Below are 1,920 nucleotides of genomic sequence, written 5' to 3' on the forward strand. Positions count from 1 at the left end.
TTGTTAGCTACGATGGTGTACGATATGGCGTTCCATGGAGGTACAGTGGACGTGAGAGTACCGTTCGCGAAGTGAATGGGTGGGTGGAAATCTGGGCCGACGGCACATGTATTGCTCGACATCAAAAGGTCTATCGATCCCGCACCACTGTTTTTTGCGAAAACCAGTACGCAGGTCTTTCGACCGCTCAAGGATATGCCTATCCACGTCCACAAGCCGACAGATTTCACCGCAACAAGTGGAAGTACGTTCGCTGGACGTCTATGAGCAGCTGACGGAGGTGGGAGCATGATTGAACTGGAACAGGAGCGACTACGCCTCGAGGAACTTGGGCTTCAACAAGCGGCTCTCCTTTTGGATGCTCACTTGGAAGCGGCAAGTCATGGACAGCCCACTTATCTGTCCTTTCTCAACACGCTCCTTGATGCCGAGATAGCGGAACGTCAAAAGCGGAATATGGAGGTACGCACCAAACTTGCCCATTTGCCTTACTGGAGTTCGATTTTGCTTTCCAACCTAGTATTGACGAACGATTGATTCGAGAGCTGGCCACGATGACTTTTGTAACCCGACACGAGAATGTCTTGTTCTTAGGACCTCCCGGAGTAGGAAAAAGTCATTTGGCGGTGGCGTTGGCTGTAGAAGCCATCTCGCAAGGGATATCCGTTTACTTTGTCAGTCTGTCGCATCTCATCAAGGATCTGCGAAAAGCTTACATGGAGAACAGACTGGATAAACGCATCCGTATCTATATTCGCCCAAAGCTCCTCGTGATTGACGAGATTGGCTACTTGCCGTTTGACAGTTTGGCAGCTAACCTCTTTTTCCAGGTAGTAAGTGCAAGATACGAGAGAGGGAGTATTCTGTTGACCAGCAACAAGAGCTTCGGTGAATGGGGGGAATTGATGGGCGATCCGATACTTGCTACAGCTATTCTGGATCGACTCTTACACCATTCCCACATCGTTAACATTAGAGGGAATAGTTACCGACTTCGTGAAAAAATGAGGACTGGAGCCTACGGCTCTCCCTCTACCACCTAACCAACAAAATCGCCGGGTGGGTCAGTTCTAAACCGGCGAGGGTGGGTCAAAATAAAGTCGGCGTTGACACTTAACGATGAAGGCAAAATTCTGCGTGACTAATACTCTAAGATGGGAGATACTATGACCAAATTTGAAACCGTAGTAAAATCGCTTTGGAATGAAGAATGGGATATATCCATTGATCCTAACAGGGATTCAGACTCAAGTACTGTGCTGTTAGAACATAGCGAAATCGTTTTCGAAAAATTTTCCAGTCAAAGTTTAATCATTGACAGATTTCCAAGAATCATTGAAGATAACTTCAAATTTTCTGCGCTAAATGTAAACTTTTCCATGGTTGAAGATAAACAAGCTCTTAAAGAAATTTATATGAAAGAAGAGGAAAAGTATCAACGGCTGTTCAAACTACTATGGGCTTATGATTCTGTATGGGTTGAGACCTCTCTACGAACCGAAAATGCTGAACGTATAAAAGAAGTATTACATGACGAAACAAAAGAGCGTCGTGTGATTACTCTTCAAGATACCCTGAATGAGGGGGATACTGACTATTTAAAAGTTGACCATGTAGCAGATTTAGAAGTTTTACTAGAATTAGGCTTACGTGAAACGGTTTCTACCGTTTTTGTCTTTGAAAAGTTAAAGATTTGTATATGGTCTAACTATGATCTAAATATGCCCGCTTATATCGGTAATCTTGACAGCCAAGAACTTCTTCAAACAATTGCTACAACTGAAGGTCTTTATTTACGCCCTTTTATTAAGTAGTTGGTTGATAATGTCAACGCCGACAAGTAAAGTCGGCGTTGACAACAACCGTCATACTCCGTACTGAGCATAAAGAAACCAGCAACCCACTAGCGTTGCATTAATA

General features: G+C 44.2%; 2 protein-coding genes and 1 pseudogene. All 3 read left to right on the forward strand.

The window, feature by feature from the left end:
- Nucleotides 1-275 (forward strand): Mu transposase domain-containing protein (locus tag EDM57_RS24130; RefSeq protein ID WP_425455829.1); only part of this gene is annotated, 275 nt, incomplete at its 5' end.
- A gap of 13 nt (nucleotides 276-288) precedes the next feature.
- Nucleotides 289-1,043 (forward strand): annotated as a pseudogene (gene istB, locus EDM57_RS22450) (IS21-like element helper ATPase IstB).
- 123 nt (nucleotides 1,044-1,166) lie between these two features.
- Nucleotides 1,167-1,814 (forward strand): hypothetical protein, encoded by a 648-nt coding sequence (locus EDM57_RS22455; protein WP_122906900.1) that lies wholly within the window; start codon nucleotides 1,167-1,169, stop codon nucleotides 1,812-1,814.
- Nucleotides 1,815-1,920 lie beyond the last annotated feature (106 nt).

The organism is Brevibacillus gelatini, assembly GCF_003710935.1.
In the GTDB taxonomy this organism is placed as follows: Bacteria; Bacillota; Bacilli; order Brevibacillales; family Brevibacillaceae; genus Brevibacillus; species Brevibacillus gelatini.